This is a genomic window from Aquimarina brevivitae (assembly GCF_004216895.1).
Taxonomy (GTDB): domain Bacteria; phylum Bacteroidota; class Bacteroidia; order Flavobacteriales; family Flavobacteriaceae; genus Aquimarina; species Aquimarina brevivitae.
Genome location: NZ_SGXE01000008.1, coordinates 62422 through 81197, shown reverse-complemented (window position 1 = coordinate 81197; position 18776 = coordinate 62422). Strand labels below are relative to the sequence as shown.

The window sequence follows — 18776 nt, the reverse complement described above, 5'->3', positions numbered from 1 at the left end:
ATATAATTTGTATACGGGGTATTTAAAAACAAATTATAGAGTTAGCTAATAATCATTATTTGGTTGAGAATCAAAAAGCCTGGCGAATGCCAGGCTTTTTTGTTCTATTTATTATGATTTCTTTTTGTAATGCACCTTGTAGCGCCAATACGATACAGCACTCAATACCACCCAACCAATGAGACTATAATACACTCCGGCAGGAGTTACCACCTGGTCACCACTGGCATAAGAGTGTAATCCTTTGAGATAAAAATTTACTCCAAAATAGGTCATCAAAATACTGGATATTGCCAATACAGATATCGAATTAAACAACCATCTTCCTCTTAAACCTGGAACCAAGCGCATATGAATGACAAAGGCATAGACCATAATACTAATTAGCGCCCAGGTTTCTTTAGGGTCCCAACCCCAATAGCGACCCCAGCTTTCATTAGCCCACATACCCCCTAAGAAATTACCAATGGTTAGCATCACCAATCCAATGGTCAATGCCATTTCGTTGATAATGGTAAGCTCTTTAATGGTAATGTCCATTCGTTTCTTATTATCTGTTGTGGTCAATATCATTAATAGTAACGCAAGAATACCCAGAATAGCGCCGACAAAGAAAGGACCATAACTACCCACAATAATCGAAACGTGTATTAATACCCAATACGAATCTAGTACGGGTTGTAAATTGGCAATCGCTGGATCTGTCCAGTTTTGATGTGCAAAAAATAATATAATAGCTGCAACAAAAGTAGTAGCAGCAATAGTTAAATTACTTTTTCTACCAAAAGCCAATCCTAGTGCTAAGGTTGCCCAAGCCACATAAATCATAGATTCATAAGCATCACTCCAGGGAGCGTGTCCGGACACATACCAACGTATGATTAATCCAGCGGTATGTAGTATAAATAAGAAAATAACAATACCTATAGTAGAATTTATCAACCATCGTACTGGTTTAGAGTCTTTAAAAATTCTGGCGATTACAAAAATCATAAGTAATAAACCAATCATCATATAGTATTTATACAACGACCTGAAAATATCATATTTGTTCAGTGCAATTTCTGCTTTGATCTTTTTATCAGAGGGTAAAACTTCGCTTCCAAATTTTTTCTGAAAACTCTTAATACTCTCTAAATACTGATCGGCTTTACTGTAGTCTCCCGTCTTTCTGGCCTCTGACAACGATTGTCTATAGATAGGTAGTATTTGGCGTACGTAGACAGAATCCATTCCACTAAAATTAGCTTCGTTTAATTGCGGAACAGAAACCCAGGTATTATTATCATCATTTGGAACCGGAAAAACTCTAAGAATCCCCCCTCCTAATGCCTGATTCAATAAATAAAACTTTTCGTGTGTTTTTAAAAAGTCTTTTTCAAATTGGCTCGGATTGTTTGTACTACTTGCCTTTTCGAGATAAGGATCTAATTTGTAACTCCCATCAGGATCCACTAAATCAATCAAAGAGACTCTTCTTTCTGAAGACGGCACACCTATTATTTTACGAATGCTATCGTTTTCGCGCTTAATTTCAATAATAGGTACGCTATACCATAAGAATGGATTTTCTACCATAGATAAGAAAACCTGATCTGCAGATAAACCTTCGTATGTATCTTTTTTACTTAATTTACGCAATAGCTCAGAAGAAAAGGTGTTTACCGGTTTCATTCTGCCTCGTTCGTCTTGGATGACTAAACTTCCAAATTTTTCAGCGTGCGCTTCAGGTACGGCATTTTTCTTTATGATAGAATCTAATTGCGCTTTGCTAGGCATCGCCTGCATATGATTATCTACAGCAAGAACATCTTGGTTTTGATCTTGTGCATATACCGATAAGGTAAATAAAGCAACCAAAACGGTTGTAATTGATTTTTTCTTCAATTTCACCTTATTCAGCATGGTATTAAGATCACTGAACCTGCTTCCTTTGGTAAATAAAATTAACATTAAACCGAGGTACAATAAGATATAGCCGATATAAGTAATCCAGGTACCCCATTGATCGTGATTTACGGATAGGACTGTACCTTTTTCATCGGGATCAAAAGAAGCTTGAAAAAAACGATAGCCTTTGTGATCCAAAACGTGATTCATATAAATATCGTAGGGTTCTGAAGTATTACCTTCTACGATTTCTACTTTACTTTTGAAGGCTTTATACACATTATCTGTCCCAGGATACTTATCTGCAATAAAATCATTCAATTTCAAGGCAAAAGGTAGCTCCAGTTGTTTAGAGCCAAAGGCAAAAAACAACTCCAAATCGCCCAGCTTAATGGACTTCATATCGTTATAATATCCTTTCCCTCCTAATAACTTTATTTCCTTAGTTTCATTATTGGCAGTAACCTCTAAAATCAATGCATCTTCCTGTCCCTTCTGCTTATCTTCTATAGGAATCACATCATATGTACCCTTAATTACAGGATCAGGAATTACAAATTGCATTCCTGCAGTTTGGTACAGAGATCTTAGCATTAGCGGCTGAACACTATCTTTAAAGACCAATCCCTGAAATTGATCCGCCATTCTCATAAATGAGCCTTCAAACGGAGAGCTTAAGGTATAGTCATCATTTTCATAAGTAATATTAATGGCGCCTTCGGTAGGTTTATTAAAGGCAAAAAGCACATTATGAATATTGCTTACCTCACCTTCTTTGAGATAATGATCATGTCTGTTTCCTCCACCTGCTTCCACAATTTTGATATAATTATCCCCATCTTCTGTTTCCACTAATCCTAATTCCGCTCCATCAATAAATTCTTTATAGCGTATAGCAACTGGCTCTCCATTAAAATCAGTATGGATCGTAAAATCATTAGCGTTTTGCGTATATTCTGATAGTTCAAGTGGTTTTATTATAGTTCTTCTTCTTGGCTCCCCATTTATTTTGCCATCCATAAAAACTCTGAGATAGGTTTTTTCAGACAAAAAGGTAGCTGTGGTTTCGCCCTCTCGTATCGGCATTACCCCTTCATAACTGATATATCTGGTTATAAAAGCTCCAATAATGATTAAGATAAACGATAAGTGTAATAACAAAGTGGACCACTTTTCTTTCTTATATAACTGATATCGCGAAATATTACCACAAAAATTTAGTACAAAAAATATCATTATGACCTCAAACCACCACGCATTATATATTAAAATTCTAGCTGCACTTGTTCCGTGCTGATCCTCAACAAAAGTTCCAACTGCCATAGCCACAGCAAAAACAATAAAAAGAACCGCCATAAGTCGGGTAGAAAACAAAATGCTTATTAGCCTTTTTTGCATAACAATAGTCTTTTTTTAAACTCGGCAAATTTACAGCTTTTCGAAGGATAATTTGGTCTAAAAACGGCTAAGTTTTCTTGATTTAACAGATGTTTACCTTTGTTGTTATTTTTTAAGGTATTGTTTTTTATTTTAGCGCTATGACTAAAGTGACCCTTATAGGAGCAGGCAATGTAGCCTCGCATTTATTCACTGCATTAAGTAGTAAAGACGATATTGAAATAGTGCAATGCTACAATAGAAAGGGTATTGCTTTAGCTACAGGTAGTTATGCCACTCATTGCGTGATAACAGACTTAAATCAACTACTCCCTTCGGATGTATTTATTGTAGCTGTTAGTGATGATGCTATCGCAGAGGTTACAGCTCAGATTCCTGCAGGAGATCATTTCGTTGTACATACCTCTGGTAGCGTTTCCATAGATTCCATTGATAACAAACATCGAAAAGGAGTCTTCTACCCGTTACAATCGTTTAGCAAACACAAAGAAATAACGTTTAGCGATGTACCTTTTTGCCTTGAGGCAGAACATCAAAAAGATTATGATTTGTTATCCGCAATGGCAAAAACGCTATCAAAAAAAGTGTATAAGATCTCATCTGAGCAGCGCAGTACACTGCACGTAGCAGCAGTATTTGCCAATAACTTTAGTAATTTTATGTTTACGATTGCCAATGAGCTCTGTACTGCAAATGACATTCCCTTCGAAATTTTGCACCCGTTGATTACCGAAACTGCAGAAAAGGTGCTTACTTTATCTCCTGAAAAATCGCAAACGGGTCCGGCAATTCGAAAAGACTCGGAAACGATTCGTAGGCATCTGGAACAAATTTCCAACCTACAATATAAAGAGATCTATAAAATAATAACTGAAGCTATTCAAGATACATATGGAAAAGAGTTATAAAGAATACCTTAAACACATTACTACCTTTATTTTTGATGTAGATGGCGTTTTGACCGATGGTAGCGTAATTATCAATACCGATGGTCAACTGCTTAGAACGATGAATATCAAAGATGGTTATGCGTTAAAAACCGCAGTTCAACAAGGCTTTAATGTTTGTATAATTTCTGGTGGCAAAAATGAAGGCGTGAGAGAGCGACTTAGAGGCTTGGGAATAACAGATATTTACCTTGGAGCCCATCAAAAAATTGAGCAACTCGACGAATACCTGGATATTTACAATATTAAAACCGAAAATGTATTGTACATGGGTGACGATATCCCAGATCTTCCTGTAATGAATTTAGTGGGACTGCCAACCTGCCCGCAAGATGCAGCTTCTGAACTAAAAGAAGTAGCCAAATATGTTTCTTATAAAAAAGGAGGCAAAGGCTGTGTAAGGGATGTTATTGAACAGGTGCTTCGAGTTCAAGGAAAATGGATTACAGATTTTGACGCTGAAGCCTAATGAAAATTGTATTTGCCACTTCCAATAAAAACAAAATAAAAGAAGTTCAGGAATTAATGCCTCAAGGTATTGAACTCATAAGCCTACAAGATATTGGATGCCTGGAAGATATTCCAGAAACTTCTCCGACCATTGAAGGAAATGCGCTGCAAAAAGCTAACTATATCCAGGAAAATTACGGATACAATTGTTTTGCTGATGATACAGGTCTAGAGGTTGAAGCTTTAGATGGAGCTCCGGGTGTGTTATCCGCAAGATATGCAGGAGAAGCCAAAGATCCCGAAGCCAATATGACCAAACTCCTCTCCGCACTGCAAGGAGTTTCCAATAGACAAGCCCAGTTTAAAACGGTTATAGCGCTTTGTATTGACAACAAAACACACACCTTTACCGGAATTTGTAAAGGCACCATAACGATTGAAAAGAGAGGTTTAGAGGGCTTTGGCTATGATCCCTTATTTTCTCCAGAAGGTTTTGAAGAAACCTTTGCAGAAATGCCTTTGACCACTAAAAATGAGATAGGTCATCGCGGAAAAGCCGTACAACAATTAATTGCATTTTTAAATCATCAAGTTGGCTAAACTTAACCTGGAAACGCAAGCATCTCTCCTAGTCCAACGGTAAACAACCAGTTTCCATAAATAGCATGTTCTAGGGATACCAGAAATGTAGAACGTGTGTTGTGGTAGGTATACGCGAAAAGAAGACCGCCAATAAATGTAAGCAGCTGTACCAAAGGGTTCAGAAAAAATAGATGGGCTAAAGAAAATATGATGGCACTGACCAATATGAAAAGATATTTATTCTGAAAAAACTTTTCATAGCGTGCAAAAAAGAATGTTCTGTAAATTAATTCTTGCGGTACAACAGAAAACAATGTATACACAATAAGAATAGTAGCCCATAACCAAGGTTTATTCACTACAACGATAAATAACTTTTCAGGATATAAGAAATGCACGTATAACGTACTTACTAGCACAATAAGCAAAAACCTACCAATGATTTGTTTTAAAAAATCCAATATAATGTTAAATGTAGACCACGTTACCCGCAATAAGCCGTCTTTTTTTAAAATCAAGGCAACATAAATACAGCCTATCAGCACCAAACCCATTTTAATCGCTACATAAAAATTTAGGCATAAGCTGATTGGTAATAACACAAAAAGTAGTACTAATTCTGCTGCTCTTTTAATGGACATCTATTGATAATTTTAAGTGTGAAGTTACAAAAAGTTCAAGGGTATTTTTTCAAATTTGATAAATTCAAAGAGGCTGATTTCTATTCCATTTTAATAAAGAACCCATTTTAATTGAATTTTGTCTTTGCATAGGTTTTTTGAAAATTGTAACATTACAGCCGCAAACATCAAAAATTTATGGAAAGTCAACGAAATACGCCCTCTACCCCAAAAGATGAAGAAATCAGATTGAACAAGGAATTGAGTATCTGGGAAGCACTTATACCTGTTTTTGCGCTGGTACTTATGTTAGCTTTTAACGTATACGTATTTGGAGATGATGCATTAGCGGGTAGTAACCAATTTGTGTTGCTTCTGGGAGCAGCAGTTGCTGCGATAGTAGGTTATTTCAATAAAGTTTCTTACGAACAAATGATGGAAGAGGTCGCTAAAAACCTGAAGTCTACCTCGGGCGCCATTTTAATTTTGCTCATGGTTGGAGCCCTGGCAGGTACCTGGCTTATTAGCGGAATTATACCCGCAATGATTTATTATGGGTTACAAATCTTAAACCCAACCATCTTTTTGGCAGCCTGCGTTATTATATGTGCTATTATATCCATTGCTACCGGTAGTTCGTGGACCACTTCGGCAACGGTGGGTATTGCTTTGATCGGCATTGGTGGAGCGCTAGATATATCCTTAGGGATGACTGCTGGTGCTGTTCTATCGGGCGCTTATTTTGGAGATAAAATGTCTCCCCTGTCTGACACCACGAATCTTGCTCCTGCGATGGCCGGTGGAGATTTATTTTCGCACATCAAATATATGACCTACACCACGGTACCTACCATTGTTATTACATTGATTGTTTTTATCATAATTGGTTTAGCTATTGACACTTCTGGCTCGGCGGACACTTCGGCTTTACTCAATGACTTAAAAGCTGTTTTTAACATCAATGGCTGGTTGTTTATTGTACCTATTGTTGTTATTCTTTTAATCATAAAAAAGACGCCTCCTTTAATTGCATTACTAACCGGAACAATATTGGGAGGTATCTTTGCACTAATTTTTCAACCTGATATTGTTGCTCAGGCAGCGGGCGTTAAACATTTAGATGCTATTTCGAGCTATAAAGGTGTAATGAACGCAATTACAGTAGAAACAACAATTGCTACGGATAATGAAGTATTATCTGATCTGTTCACTGCAAAAGGTATGTATGGTATGCTTGGTACGATTTGGTTAATTGTTTGCGCCATGGTTTTTGGTGGAGTTATGGATGCTATTGGTGCTTTAGCCAGAATCAGTAAAGCACTATTGGGTCTATTCGATTCTGTATTTGGTTTATTTGCCAGTACGGTCGCCAGTTGTTTGGCACTAAACGTTACTGCTTCAGATCAATATCTAGCCATCGTTGTTCCAGGAAAAATGTATGCTCAGGCATTTAAAGATAAAGGATTGGCACCTGAAAACTTAAGTAGAACACTTGAAGATTCTGGTACGGTTACCTCTGTATTAGTTCCTTGGAATACCTGTGGAGCCTATCAAAGTGGAGTGCTTGGAGTACCAGTGATAGATTATTTTGCATTCGCTATCTTCAACTGGCTAAGTCCATTTATGACCTTGATATTTGCTGCTTTCAGAATAAAATTAAAACAGCTTACGGACAAATAAAACAGTTTTTTGTTTTAAATACTTAAAAAAAGATCCTCATTCAAGGATCTTTTTTTGGTGCTATCCTATATGATCTAAAATAGGAATAGGCTCTTTATCATTATTTATAGCCACAAATTTAAAGTGTCCAGAAACTGCCAACTCCCGATCATAGCTATACATGTCTTCTTTATAGATGTCAACCTTAACAATGCAGCTCGTTCTTCCGACTTCAGTAACCTTAGCCACTAACTCTACAATGGTTCCTTCAGGTATAGGTTTGGTAAAATCAATTTTATCGGTAGAAATGGTTACCACTTTCTTTCGACTAAATCGTGTAGCACAGATAAACGATACTTCATCCATCAATTGTAGCGCTGTACCACCAAACAGCGTGTCATAGTGATTTGTAGTATTAGGAAAAACGGCTTTAAAAATTTTAGTTTCGGATTTTTCAATTAAGTCTTCGATAGCTGTCATCTATGTTTAGAATAGTTTTTTATTATGAATATTGAGGATAAAGGTAAGGCATATAGCGCTATCTTTGCCAAGTAATAAAAAATTACCTTATGGATATCATAGAAAGTTTAGAGTGGCGCTATGCTACTAAGAAATTTGACAATACTAGAACCTTACCACAACATAAAGTTAATACACTCACCAAAGCCTTTAATTTAACCGCTACTTCTTATGGCTTACAGCCGCTAAAATTAATTGTCATTAATGACAAAGACTTACAGCAACAGTTAACTGAGTTTTCGTGGAACCAACAACAGGTAGCAGATGCTTCTCATGTTTTTGTATTCTGTATTGAAAAGAATCTCGATAAAAAATATATCGAAGCTTATTTTTCGAATGTAAAAAAAACAAGAAATACGCCTGACAATATCTTAAAACCATTTAAAGAACAATTGATTGCATCTTTTGCCTCCAAGTCAAAAGATGAAATATATACTTGGGCGGCCAAGCAAGCGTATTTAGCCTTAGGTAATTTACTTACGGTATGTGCCCTGGAAGAAATTGACTCCTGCCCTATGGAAGGGTTTATCCCAGAAAAATATGATGAAGTATTGAATCTTGAAGAAAAAGGGTTACAATCTGTTTTAGTACTACCTATAGGCTATAGAGCTGAAGATGATATGTTTTCCGAATTTAAAAAGGTAAGACGCCCAATTGAAGATACAGTAATCACCTACTAACTATAAACAGTAGTAAAAAGTTTTACTAGCAAAACTCTTTTCGGTACTTTTGTCGAAAGTTTGTAAACAAAAGTATATTGTATGCCTGGATTTGAGGTTTTTGGAGCAGAAGAAAAAAAAGAAGTTCAAGATGTTTTAGACAACGGAGTGTTGATGCGCTACGGGTTTGATGGAAACAGAAATGGACACCATAAAGCACTGGAACTGGAGAAAGCTCTTGCTAAGCAAATGCAAGTAGCGCACGCACAAGCAGTATCTAGTGGTACCGCTGCGCTATCTGTTGCCTTAGCAGCTGCAGGTGTTGGATATGGGGATGAAGTGATTATGCCAACATTTACTTTTGTAGCTAGCTTTGAATCTATCCTGGCGATCGGAGCAATCCCTGTACTTTGTGATATTGATGATACACTAACGCTGTCTCCCGAAGCGGTTAAAAAAGCGATTACACCTAAAACTAAAGTCGTTATGCCCGTGCATATGTGTGGTTCAATGGCTGATTTGGCTTCGTTACGTGCGATTTGCAAGGAACATAACCTGATTCTGCTGGAAGATGCTTGTCAGGCTATCGGTGGAACTTATGAAGGAAAGCCACTCGGAAGCTATGGAGATTTAGGATGTTTTTCATTTGACTACGTAAAAACGGTTACTTGTGGTGAAGGCGGTGCGGTTATTACCAATAATGCATCTTACGCGAGTAATGCTGATAAATATCAAGATCACGGACACGATCATGTGGGTAATGACAGAGGTGCGGAATCTCATCCTTTTTTAGGCTATAACTATAGAATTTCGGAATTAAATGCAGCCGTAGGTATTGCACAATTAAGAAAACTCGACAAAACTATTGCCACTCAAAAGCAACATTATAATATTCTGAGAGCAGCAATAGCTGAAATCCCAGAGGTTTCTTTTAGAGCTGTTCCTCAAAACGGGGTAGAGAGTTATGCTTTTCTTAATTTCTTTATGCCTAACGAAGAACTGGCAAGAAAAGCCAGTGGCGCTTTAAAAGCAAACGGAGTTGATGCTTGTTTTTATTGGTATGACAACAACTGGCATTATTATCGCAAATGGCAACATCTTTTGGAAGCTAAATCGCTTGCTAAATTTTCTCCAGAAATCGTTGCTGCTGTAAAGCAAAATAACAAACAATATCCAATGAGTGATCAATGGATGAGCCGAACGATTTCGTGTTTGATAAAATTATCCTGGACACCTGAAGAAGTGAACCAAAGAGCACAATTAATGGTTGATGCTATTAGAAATGTACTTTAGTAAGTTACATATTCTACAATTTCGAGACCATAGCCAATCATCCCTACCCGCTTTTGCTGTTCGCTGTTGGACATCAATCGTATTTTATGGATGTTGATATCGTGTAATATTTGTGCTCCAATTCCAAAATCTTTGGAATCCATCGCAATTCTCGGTGCTTTTATCACCTCGCTACCGACTTGCATTTCTTTAAGCGTATGAAGTCGTCCAAGTAGATTAAGAGATTGACTTTCTTGGTTGATAAAAATAATAGCACCTTTACCTTCAGAATTGACGCGTTGAAACATGGCATCCAGGCGTTTATCTGCATCATTGGTTAAAGTTCCTAGAATATCATTATTGTACAAGGTTGAATTAACTCTGGTCAATACAGGCTCATCTGCCTTCCAGGTTCCTAAAGTAAGTGCAATATGTACCTGGTTGTTGGTAGTTTGCTTATAGGCTCTCAGCCTATACTTACCAAAACGAGTGGTAATGTCAAAATCTTCTTTTTTCTCAATTAAAGAATCGTGTTGCATTCGGTAGGCTACCAAATCTTCAATTGAAACAAGCTTAAGATCAAATTTTTGAGCAACACTAACCAATTGAGGCAATCGCGCCATACTTCCATCCTCATTCATGATTTCTACAATCACTCCTGCAGGTTGTAAACCTGCTAAGCGTGCAAAATCTATAGCAGCTTCTGTATGCCCCGTTCTTCTTAGCACTCCTCCTTCTTTCGCTTTTAGCGGAAATATATGTCCTGGTCGTGCTAATTCATAAGATTTAGTATCCTGATCCGTCAGTGCCAAAACGGTTTTGGCTCTATCGCCCGCAGAAATACCTGTGGTAACTCCTTTACCCTTAAGATCCACAGAAATAGTAAAGGCGGTTTCCATAGGATCGGTATTATTACCAACCATCATGCTTAACTTCAGTTCCTCACAACGTTGCTCTGTTAGTGGAGTACAAATCAATCCACGACCGTGTGTGGCCATAAAGTTAATCATCTCCGGAGTAACCTTTTCGGCAGCAGCTACGAAATCTCCTTCGTTTTCTCTGTCCTCATCATCGACAACAATAATTACTTTTCCTTGTCGAATATCTTCAATGGCTTCTTCGATCGTATTCAACTTAATTGTATTGTTGGATTCTGTAATCTGCGACATAATGGTAACTTAATTATTTAGTGACAAAGGTAATTAGTTTATGCGTTATAAAATAACCTAACTTAAAAATTACCGAACCGATTTTAGATCGATTTTCATTTGCTTTTTAAAGTAGCTATAACATAGCGGGAAAAAGAAAAATCCTAATAGGTAAAACAATAAGGTGGACTTTTCAACACGTTCCTTTAGTAGTTTGTAAAAGTTCTCAAAGTTTATTGCTGTAATGATAAAAAGAACCAAATAAGAAAGATTAAAAACTAAATTAAAGATTCCTAATAAGACCGAAGTTTCATCGGAGGCATCTTTCACCACAATTTTAATAACAATATTGATCAGTAGGCTGATGAGATATAAGAAAATCATCAAGGCTGCAAACTTCGTGAAGTTTTGATAACAATTTGTGGCTTGCTCGTAACTCTGATTATCCAATTCACCTCTCGCTTCCAGGACTTCCATAGTAATACCACGTTCCTCTAATATTTTTAGCGCTGTAAACTTATAATTTTCTTTATAATCGTATTGCTCAAAATTAGTTACGATATCCTTTAGCTTAGCATCTTCAAAATCCTTGAGAATTACATAAACAGTATCGTCAGTAGATACGGTTTCTATACCCTTCATCATTTTTTTTCTGCGTCTTGCTTTACTCTTCGCTACAATTTTTTCTGCGCGCTTCGAGAAGAAATCTTTTATAGGTTGTGTAAAATTTGCCAAACTAAATATTCCTTGATCCGTTGTAGCTCTATACGTTAAAAAAATACTCAAAGGCAGCATGATAAAAGTAGAAAGCCAAGAACCTAAAAAAGGTGGCAATCCGCCCTCTTCTGCACTATTTTTAGCAAATATCCCGATGAAATGATACGTTAAAAATAGCACTACCCCAATCACTATAGGTAATCCCATCCCTCCTTTTCTAATAATTGCACCTAGTGGAGCTCCCACAAAGAATAGGATAATACAGGATATACCTAAGGCGTATTTATTGTGTAAGGACATTTCGTATTTATTGAGCCCTCTTTTAAAAAACTTGATGGTTTCTTCCTGGGATTTGATCTTTCGCACTACACCATCTGTATTGGTAAATGCCAAACTATAGATCTGTAGCATTTGCTTGGTGTCAAATATTTCTGAAAACTGAAGGGAATCTGATTTTTTAGATTTTACAGAATCAATTTTCATATTGCGATTAAGATTTTCAAAACCACTTCTACGGTTAACATCATCGCGTAATGAAGCTAAATCTGTATTAACTTTCGACGAAAAGGTATCCAACTCTTGCTGTAGTTCAACAACATTGAGCATATTATACCCTTTATTGGTTTGTTGCGCATCCAGATCCACTTCATCCAGCGAGGATAAATCCATATTCAAAATGTATTCTTCGAACTCTACCTTGGCAAAAGGAAGCTTATTTCTTTTTTGAGGTGATTTTTGTTGAATATCCTCATAGTAGTTTCCATCTTTAAGTACTAAGGTGACAAATTCAGAATCGGGACTCCCTTTAAGCTCTCCTTCTACTGCTTTAATGACCACATAATTACCAGGTCGATTTGATTTTTTATGGATAATGATATCTTCTAAATACTGTCCTTTATCACCTGATTTCTCAGCCACCTTAATATTGATATCTCCAAGATCATTAAACTGATTTGGTGTAATAACCATGGCTGGCTTCAGTTTGAAAATATTTTTACGGAGGTTGATAAATCGTTTTTCAGATTCCGGCATAATGGTATTAGAAAACCAAAATGCGCCTATCGCAGTAAAAAATATTAGTACCGCCAAGTACCTCATCGCTCTTTGTAAAGAAATACCAGAAGATTTCATCGCAGCAAACTCATAGTTTTCTGCAAAGTTTCCAAAGGTCATAATAGAAGTTAAAAGAACCGTTAGCGGTAATACCATAGGCACTAGTCGTGGTAGTGCAAAGGTTAAAAACTTCAGTATTACCCCTAAATCCAAATCCTTACCGGCTAACTCTGAAATAAACAGCCAAATGGTCTGTAATAACAGAATAAACATAATAATTATGAATAATGGAAAAAACGTTTTTAAAAACGAAGTAAGAATATATCTATCTAATATCTTCACAAATGTTATTTTACAAGAAATCCCGAAATAAATTTCGGGATTCAAAAATAGTTTTTTTATCTGTTAATATCAATCCATACGATTGATATAATAATTGTCATACTTAGTTTCATCAAATTTAAATAGGGTTTCCGACAACGGTTGGTTGGTTTTAAAACTATTTACCGTAATCGTTATGTTAGACCCATTTTTTTGACTTTGAATCATTTTATAAATATGCTTGGTTTGCTTATCTATACCTAACAACACTTCTTTAAGTTCGCTATTGCTGTCTATAGGTGTTAGTTTAACATACTGAATTTTACGACCATTTACGTCTTGAGTAATATCCATTTTATAGGTATACCCCTCTTCATAAAAAGAAAGCATTTTTGATGGTGTCACCGCATCGTCATCTTCTTCATTCAGCGATGAGATATTGATTTCTTCATCTTCTGGGATAATGACGTGTAATTCTTTACCGTCATACATTTGTTCGGTACCCATCAATTTAAGAAGGTACTTATTGCCTTTTAATGTGACATCTCCACGGGTTTCTGAAGATACATTTTCACTAGGATTGGATAAGGCATATTTAAAACTTATGGCAATGTTATCATAGCTTTTTACTTTTTTAGAAACCTCATCCAATAACTCTTTAGCGGATTGAGCTTCTACGTAACTTGTGAAACCTATACATGCAATAAGTAAAAGAACAATTTTTTTCATTTCGTGTTTAGTTATCATTTTTTTTCTTCGTCTAACAATTGTTGAAGCGCAACCAAGTCTGTGACTAACACTTGTCTGGCTTTACTACCTTCAAATGGACCTACAATACCTGCGGCTTCTAACTGATCAATTAGTCGCCCTGCTCGATTATAGCCCAATTTTAATTTTCGCTGTAATAGAGATGCAGAACCTTGTTGTGCAGTTACAATGACCTCTGCAGCTTCATTAAAAAGCTTATCTCTATCCGCTACATCTATATCAAGACTCGTGCCACTTTCTTCACCTTCATACTCTGGTAATAAATGTGCATCTGGGTATGCTTTTTGACTGCCAATGAAATCTGTTATGCGTTCAACTTCAGGGGTGTCTACAAACGCACACTGTATCCGAACCAGGTCATTTCCTTGTGTATACAACATATCCCCTCTACCGATAAGTTGATCTGCACCACCGGTATCCAAAATGGTTCTAGAATCTATCTTAGATGTCACTCTAAATGCAATTCTTGCCGGGAAATTAGCTTTGATCATACCCGTAATTACATTCACAGATGGACGCTGGGTAGCTATTATCAAATGAATACCGATAGCTCGGGCTAGCTGAGCCAATCTGGCGATTGGTGTCTCTACCTCTTTCCCTGCTGTCATGATAAGGTCAGCAAACTCATCCACCACTAATACGATATATGGTAAAAATTTATGTCCATTTTCTGGATTAAGTTTACGGGCTTTGAATTTAGCGTTATATTCCTTGATATTTCGCACCATTGCTTGTTTCAAGAGATCATAACGGGTATCCATCTCGATACAAAGGGAATTAAGAGTATTAATTACCTTGGTATTATCTGTTATAATTGCTTCTTCTGTATCTGGTAATTTAGCTAAATAATGCCTTTCAATCTTATTGAATAAGGTAAGTTCTACCTTTTTAGGATCAACAAGCACAAATTTAACTTCTGCGGGATGTTTTTTATACAATAAAGATGTCAGTATGGCATTTAATCCTACTGATTTTCCTTGACCTGTTGCACCTGCCATAAGCAAATGAGGCATTTTTGCTAAATCGACAACAAACGTTTCGTTAGCAATAGTCTTACCTAAAGATAATGGCAGTTCCATTTCTGCATTTTGGAAGCGTGGTGATGCAATCGCAGAACGCATCGATACAATGGTAGACTTTTTATTGGGAACTTCAATCCCGATTGTACCTTTACCTGGTATTGGCGCGATAATACGAATCCCTAAAGCCGCTAAAGATAAAGCAATATCATCTTCGAGATTTTTAATTTTCGAAATTCTAATTCCTGCCTCCGGAACTATTTCATATAAAGTAACCGTTGGTCCTACCGTTGCCTTAATCTGAGCGATTTCAATTTTATAATTTTTTAAGGTATCAACGATCCTATTTTTATTTTCTTCAAGTTCACTTTGATCTATAGTAATTCCACCTGTTTGAGAAGCATAATCTTTCAAAAGATCTAGCGTTGGAAATTGATAATTACCTAGCTCTAATTTAGGATCAAATTCACCGAAATCCTTAACTAACTTTGCACTAAGATTTTCCACTTCCTCTTCTTCCTGGACGGTCTCCACTTCCATTGCGATATCACTAGGATTATCGGCAGACTTTATAACGATTTTTTCTTCCTTAGTAGAATTTACAGGTTTTTCCTCTACATTCGTAGGTTCTTTTTCTAAAGTAATCGTTTTTGTAGCGTTGAGAACTTCAGCTTCTTCCTTTTTGGTTGGATCTTCCTCAAGATCAGTTTCTTCAGAGGATTTCGTATTCGCTTCTTCAGTAGCTTGATGCTGTTCAAAATCCTCAACAATTGTTTCTTGCGTTTTCTTAATGGAAGCCGCAATTTTTTCTGGAGTATACTTTAAGCGAACTACGATATAGACTATGGCAAAAAATGCTAAAATAAGAACGGTACCAATGAAGCCCACGTAATCCTGTAAAAAGTCGTTGGTTTCAAAACCAATCACTCCAGCAAACAGGCCACTTTCTTGTTCGATAAAACCAAAAACAATGGAAATCCATAGCATTACCAAACTTCCCCAAAACCAAAATCCTGCTAGCCTTTTACGGTTGAGATCAAAAAACAGATAAATACCGGTTAGAGAGACTAATACCGGAACGATCAATGATGCTACACCAAATCCTTCAAAAATGAAAAAGTGACTCACTTTTGCGCCGAACTTGCGTAACCAATTTTTGGGAACTGAGCTTCTATCCGTAAATTGAGATATCTCGCTTTGGTCTACCTTCCAGTTATAAAAAAAAGACAGAAAAGCAAAAAACAACGCAATCCCTAAGAAAAATAGAAAGGTACCCAAAACCACTTTTTGCTGTCTTGATAGGGTAAACTTTTCTTTTAATGATTTTTTAGATTTTTTAGAAGTACTGTTTTTTTTGGTTGCTTTACGTTTAGCCATTATTTGTTGTCTTATCGCAAAAATACGAATATCTATTATGGAACGTCAAAATGCAAAAAAAATTTTCTAAATTAAATAAGGAATGTAGATAATAAGCGCAATAATAACCGCTATTACTGCTGCTATAAAAACTGCGCCAGCAGATACATCTTTAATCAAACCAATTTTGTCATGAAAATCTGGATGTACAAAATCCGCAATCTCTTCTACCGCGGTATTCAAGCCTTCTATACTCATCACCAGTCCAATGGCGAATATCTGAAGTATCCATTCTGTCTTAGTGATATCAAAATAAAAACCAGCTACTGTAATACCAATAGCTATCAAGGCTTGTACTTGTATACTGGGCTCTGTCTTAAGTAATAAAAAGGCGCCTTTAAAGGCATAGCCAAAACCTTTAACACGCCCTTTTATAAACTTAATCAATGTAATCATATTTTTATTTAGGATAATGCTTTGATTGCAGCATCATAATCTGGTTCTTGCGCAATTTCAGGTACTTGTTCAGTATATACAATTTTTCCATTTTCATCTACTACAATAACCGCTCTGGAATGTAAACCCGCTAATGGACCATCCGTTATTTCAAGGCCATATTCTTTTCCAAATGTTCCTGCTTTGAAATCTGAATGATTGATTACATCCTCCAATCCTTCAGCTCCGCAGAATCGTTGCAGCGCAAACGGCAAATCCCTCGAAATACAAAGTACCTTAGTATTATCAAGTTTTGATGCTTTTTCATTGAAAGCACGCACGGATGCTGCACATATACCCGTATCCACAGACGGAAAAATATTAAGTACCACTTTAGAGCCCTTATAATCGGACAATTTACTAGTAGATAAATCGGTATTCACCAATTCAAATTCTGGTGCTTTTTCTCCTACTTCAGGTAGCGTTCCGACGGTATGTATTTTATTTCCTTTTAATGTAATTGTAGCCATAGTTTAGTTTGATTTGTGTTTATGATATTTAAAAGTACTAAGATTTCGTAGTATTATGCTATTTTTTTCTAAAAAAACATAGCCCTCAACAAATAGAGGGTTATTCTATTAGGATTTATCTATAGCACCCATTACGCGTTGCATAAAGGTATTCAGTGCCTCTTTCTTTGGAACTCCGTCTTTAATCATTTTATCTACCTCAAGTGCCCCATAAAGATTAGAGATTAACTCTCCTATAACATCGAGTTCCTCATCTTTTAACGAACTAACTTCGGTAATCGACTCTAAGGTCTCAATGGTTTCATTTATAAAATCTTCGTCGTTTTCCTCTATAAAATTAGTAAGGTGTTTAATTACTGGTAACTTCATCAACTAATTCTTTTAAAACATCAAATTTATTTGTCTGCACTTGATTTACAAAACTACCGTCTTTGAAAGCTGCAAAAGTTGGTAAGTTATCTACATTAGCTAACTTACGAGACTCTGGAAATTTCTCTGCATCTACCACTATAAAAGAAGCATTCTCATTTTCTGATGCTAACTTTTTAAATTTAGGCTTCATAATTCTACAGTTCCCACACCAACTTGCTGAAAACTGAACAAATACGGTTTTGTTTTGATCAACGATTTCTGATAAATTATCTTTTTCAATTTCTGTAATCATCGTATTTCTTTTAAATTTTTAAAAAAACCCTCTGAGTGCAGAGGGTTTATAACAAGTCTAATTCTTCTTAGTGAGATGATAAGTAACTTGCTACTCCATCTCTATTGGCATTCATTGCCTCTTTACCTTCTTCCCAGTTTGCAGGACATACTTCACCATTTTTCTGAACGTGAGTATAGGCGTCTATAAGTCTCAAGAACTCTCCTACATTTCTACCTACTGGCATATGGTTGATACCTTCGTGGAATACAGTTCCCTCTTCATCGATTAAGTAGGTTGCTCTATAGGTTACATTATCTCCTTCAACGGTTACCACACCAGTTTCCTCATTATACATTTCGTTAGAAATATCTAAGATCCCTAAAGTACTGGATAAATTTCTATTAGAATCTGCAAGAATTGGATACGTTACCCCTTCTATTCCTCCATTATCTTTAGAAGTATTTAACCAAGCAAAGTGAACCTCTGGAGTATCACAAGAAGCACCAATAACAATAGTGTTTCTTTTCTCAAACTCAGCTAATGCCTCTTGAAACGCATGAAGCTCAGTTGGACAAACAAATGTAAAATCCTTTGGGTACCAGAAAAGTAAAACTTTCTTGTTATTGTTTTTTGCTTCCTCTAGCACGTTGATTTTAAATGTGTCTCCCATTTCATTCATAGCGTCCACATTTAAATCAGGAAACTTTTTACCTACAATTGCCATTCTTTATTTTTTTATTGATTTATAATTGATTTTATAAGGGCAAAAATACACAAGCTTTAGCGT

Annotated in this window: 18 protein-coding genes; 6 read left to right on the top strand and 12 right to left on the bottom strand. The window is 36.3% G+C overall.

Going from position 1 to position 18776, the window contains the following annotated elements:
• Window positions 1-111: 111 nt before the first annotated feature.
• The gene (locus EV197_RS16860; protein ID WP_130287980.1) at window positions 112-3288 is read right to left on the bottom strand and encodes a cytochrome c biogenesis protein CcsA; all 3177 of its coding nucleotides are present in this window, start codon (window positions 3286-3288) and stop codon (window positions 112-114) included.
• A gap of 140 nt (window positions 3289-3428) precedes the next feature.
• Between EV197_RS16860 and EV197_RS16855 the strand changes: the two genes are divergently transcribed.
• From EV197_RS16855 to EV197_RS16845, 3 genes are read left to right on the top strand one after another with little or no spacing between them, the layout of a single operon-like run.
• The gene (locus EV197_RS16855) at window positions 3429-4196 is read left to right on the top strand and encodes a Rossmann-like and DUF2520 domain-containing protein (RefSeq protein WP_130287979.1); all 768 of its coding nucleotides are present in this window, start codon (window positions 3429-3431) and stop codon (window positions 4194-4196) included.
• On the top strand, window positions 4180-4704 hold the full coding sequence (locus EV197_RS16850) for a KdsC family phosphatase (RefSeq protein WP_130287978.1): 525 nt from the start codon (window positions 4180-4182) through the stop codon (window positions 4702-4704). The genes EV197_RS16855 and EV197_RS16850 overlap by 17 nt, the downstream gene beginning before the upstream one ends.
• On the top strand, window positions 4704-5285 hold the full coding sequence (locus EV197_RS16845) for a non-canonical purine NTP diphosphatase (RefSeq protein WP_130287977.1): 582 nt from the start codon (window positions 4704-4706) through the stop codon (window positions 5283-5285). Before EV197_RS16850 ends, EV197_RS16845 begins: the two co-directional genes overlap by 1 nt.
• 2 nt (window positions 5286-5287) lie before the next feature.
• Here the strand turns inward: EV197_RS16845 and EV197_RS16840 are convergent, their stop codons facing one another.
• Entirely contained in the window at window positions 5288-5908 is a 621-nt protein-coding gene (locus EV197_RS16840; RefSeq protein ID WP_130287976.1) for a CPBP family intramembrane glutamic endopeptidase, read from the bottom strand.
• Window positions 5909-6085: 177 nt separating this feature from the next.
• On the opposite strand from EV197_RS16840, the gene nhaC reads away from it, so the two are divergent.
• Window positions 6086-7567 (top strand): Na+/H+ antiporter NhaC, encoded by a 1482-nt coding sequence (gene nhaC, locus EV197_RS16835; protein WP_130287975.1) that lies wholly within the window; start codon window positions 6086-6088, stop codon window positions 7565-7567.
• Between the two features lie 60 nt (window positions 7568-7627).
• Here the strand turns inward: nhaC and EV197_RS16830 are convergent, their stop codons facing one another.
• Window positions 7628-8026 (bottom strand): acyl-CoA thioesterase, encoded by a 399-nt coding sequence (locus tag EV197_RS16830; RefSeq protein WP_130287974.1) that lies wholly within the window; start codon window positions 8024-8026, stop codon window positions 7628-7630.
• Window positions 8027-8115: 89 nt separating this feature from the next.
• Here EV197_RS16830 and EV197_RS16825 point away from each other — a divergent pair, with 89 nt between their 5' ends.
• The gene (locus tag EV197_RS16825; protein WP_130287973.1) at window positions 8116-8745 is read left to right on the top strand and encodes an NAD(P)H-dependent oxidoreductase; all 630 of its coding nucleotides are present in this window, start codon (window positions 8116-8118) and stop codon (window positions 8743-8745) included.
• Between the two features lie 81 nt (window positions 8746-8826).
• Window positions 8827-10017, top strand: coding sequence for a DegT/DnrJ/EryC1/StrS family aminotransferase (locus tag EV197_RS16820; RefSeq protein ID WP_130287972.1), 1191 nt, complete (start codon window positions 8827-8829; stop codon window positions 10015-10017).
• On the opposite strand, the gene ribB is transcribed toward EV197_RS16820, so the two are convergent.
• The 9 genes from ribB to EV197_RS16775 all read right to left on the bottom strand — a co-directional run bounded on the left by ribB (window position 10014) and on the right by EV197_RS16775 (window position 18713).
• Complete coding sequence (gene ribB, locus EV197_RS16815; protein ID WP_130287971.1) at window positions 10014-11165, bottom strand: 3,4-dihydroxy-2-butanone-4-phosphate synthase; 1152 nt, start codon at window positions 11163-11165, stop codon at window positions 10014-10016. The two genes, EV197_RS16820 and ribB, sit on opposite strands and share 4 nt — an antisense overlap.
• A 69-nt stretch (window positions 11166-11234) precedes the next feature.
• Entirely contained in the window at window positions 11235-13256 is a 2022-nt protein-coding gene (locus tag EV197_RS16810) for an LptF/LptG family permease (protein ID WP_130287970.1), read from the bottom strand.
• 69 nt (window positions 13257-13325) lie between these two features.
• On the bottom strand, window positions 13326-13964 hold the full coding sequence (gene lolA1 / locus EV197_RS16805; protein ID WP_130287969.1) for an outer membrane lipoprotein periplasmic chaperone LolA1: 639 nt from the start codon (window positions 13962-13964) through the stop codon (window positions 13326-13328).
• Between the two features lie 14 nt (window positions 13965-13978).
• Window positions 13979-16399 (bottom strand): FtsK/SpoIIIE family DNA translocase, encoded by a 2421-nt coding sequence (locus EV197_RS16800; RefSeq protein WP_130287968.1) that lies wholly within the window; start codon window positions 16397-16399, stop codon window positions 13979-13981.
• 66 nt (window positions 16400-16465) lie between these two features.
• A complete protein-coding gene (locus EV197_RS16795) occupies window positions 16466-16834 on the bottom strand; it encodes a diacylglycerol kinase family protein (RefSeq protein WP_130287967.1) in 369 nt (122 codons plus the stop codon).
• A gap of 8 nt (window positions 16835-16842) precedes the next feature.
• Window positions 16843-17343: a thiol peroxidase gene (gene tpx / locus EV197_RS16790; protein WP_130287966.1), complete on the bottom strand. Its 501-nt coding sequence runs from the start codon at window positions 17341-17343 to the stop codon at window positions 16843-16845.
• Between the two features lie 108 nt (window positions 17344-17451).
• Window positions 17452-17712, bottom strand: a complete 261-nt coding sequence (locus EV197_RS16785; protein ID WP_130287965.1) for a DUF6952 family protein — start codon at window positions 17710-17712, stop codon at window positions 17452-17454.
• Window positions 17693-18007 carry a thioredoxin family protein gene (locus EV197_RS16780; protein WP_130287964.1) on the bottom strand — a complete coding sequence of 105 codons (315 nt, stop codon included), beginning with the start codon at window positions 18005-18007 and terminating at the stop codon, window positions 17693-17695. Before EV197_RS16780 ends, EV197_RS16785 begins: the two co-directional genes overlap by 20 nt.
• Window positions 18008-18074: 67 nt before the next feature.
• Window positions 18075-18713 carry a peroxiredoxin gene (locus EV197_RS16775; protein WP_130287963.1) on the bottom strand — a complete coding sequence of 213 codons (639 nt, stop codon included), beginning with the start codon at window positions 18711-18713 and terminating at the stop codon, window positions 18075-18077.
• Window positions 18714-18776: the final 63 nt, after the last annotated feature.